Origin of the sequence: Parabacteroides sp. AF39-10AC, from assembly GCF_003635405.1 — a bacterium.
Lineage (GTDB): Bacteria > Bacteroidota > Bacteroidia > Bacteroidales > Tannerellaceae > Parabacteroides > Parabacteroides distasonis.
Genome location: NZ_QTLP01000072.1, coordinates 1 through 1,547, shown reverse-complemented (window position 1 = coordinate 1,547; position 1,547 = coordinate 1). Strand labels below are relative to the sequence as shown.

The following is a 1,547-nucleotide window of genomic DNA, read 5'->3' as shown; positions in this document are numbered from 1 at the left end:
TGTCTTTTCCTGATTTATCTAGACACTTTTTTTGTTTATAAACGTAATCAGTAGACAGTAGTTATAAAGTAATACTGATATAGTAGTCACTTCTTTTAACTTCATACTGATAACATAGACACATTACCTCTGGGCCGAACAGAGCCCTTCTGAGAGATTAGTTGTTCGGCTTTGCAAAGCTATCGTATCCATCTCTTTCTCGTTACTTTTCACGGGTTTTCTTTTATTCCGCCACATTTTTATTTGCGTTTCCTTCTCCCCGTGCACTATGCCCGGGGTTTTATAACCGACACTCATGTGCGGTCGGCGGTAGTTGTAGAAGTAGATGTAGCGCTCTATCACGCTCGCGGCACGCTCGATGGTCTCGAACAGCCCTTGCCTATAGAGGCGTTCCACTTTAATTATCCCATTGATACGTTCCGCCACGGCATTGTCCGTGGGCTTGTAGTCTTCCGTCATGCTGATGGCAATGCCATGCCGCCGAAGGCGCTCCACGTACGCGTCGCAACAATACTGCACGCCACGGTCAGAGTGGTGTATCAGGCCCTCCAGATTTTCACTCCCTGTCATCTCAACGGCCTGGTCTATGGCCTGCCGCAACGCCTCAAGCGTGGCTGAGGCACGCAAGCTATCAGCCAGTACCCATCCCACTATCTTATGGGAATAAGCATCCGTGACCAGATGCAGGTAACAGACGTCTCCGCCGGCAAGCGGTATATAGGTAATATCGCTAACCCACAGTTGATTGGGAGAGGTTGGGACAAAGCCCTTTATCAAGTTCTTCCACTTATGGTAACGATGGTTGGAATTGGTTGTGCCCCTGGCTTTGCGGGGAGGAAGCATCAGGCGGTGTCGACGAAGCAGCGTGTAGAAGCTGTCGCGACCGGGCATGAACCTCTCTCCGAAGAGGGCGGTGAGCATGATCCACAGCTTGTAACCACCGATACCGGGATCCTCGCCACGTATCTCACGTACGGTATCCAGCATGAGACGTTCATTCTTCACATGGCTCCCAATGTCAGCCTTGGACTGGTAATAGGCTTGACGACAATGGCCAAACAGACGGCAGGCTGGCGCTACTTTCATCTTGCGAAGCCTGACCAGTTCCGTTACTATTTGGCCCCAGGTTTTTTTCTGATGGGAATGTTAAAATACTCTTCCGCACGCGTGATCATTAAATCACGGGCCTCGGTTTCCAACCGGGAGAAGGCAAGGGCCTTCTCCAACTCCTTAACACGCTTCTTGAGTCGCGCGTTTTCATCATGGTAATCCTCTTTGCTTCGATCGCTCATATCCGTAGGGGCTTGACACGGAGCCAAAGATACCTCTTTTACCACTGATTCATACTTCGCCAGCCATTTATTTAACAAAGTTATCCCACTAATACCATGTTGTTTGCAAAAACTGGTTTTGCTCATGCCGGATTGATAATAAGAATGAAGAAGATGCAATTTCTCTTCTTCGCTGTAATGCTCATGTTTTTTGCGCATAATAATTACACATTTTATTGTTATTGAATGTGTCTACCTATATCAGCATAAGACAAA

2 protein-coding genes are annotated in these 1,547 nt (G+C 47.8%); both read right to left on the bottom strand.

Annotation, left to right across the window (positions count from 1 at the left end; genetic code table 11):
• Window positions 1-123 precede the first annotated feature (123 nt).
• On the bottom strand, window positions 124-1,086 hold the full coding sequence (locus tag DW033_RS24200) for an IS3 family transposase (RefSeq protein WP_009018803.1): 963 nt from the start codon (window positions 1,084-1,086) through the stop codon (window positions 124-126).
• Window positions 1,087-1,112: 26 nt separating this feature from the next.
• Window positions 1,113-1,490, bottom strand: a complete 378-nt coding sequence (locus DW033_RS24195) for a transposase (RefSeq protein ID WP_005862367.1) — start codon at window positions 1,488-1,490, stop codon at window positions 1,113-1,115.
• Window positions 1,491-1,547: the final 57 nt, after the last annotated feature.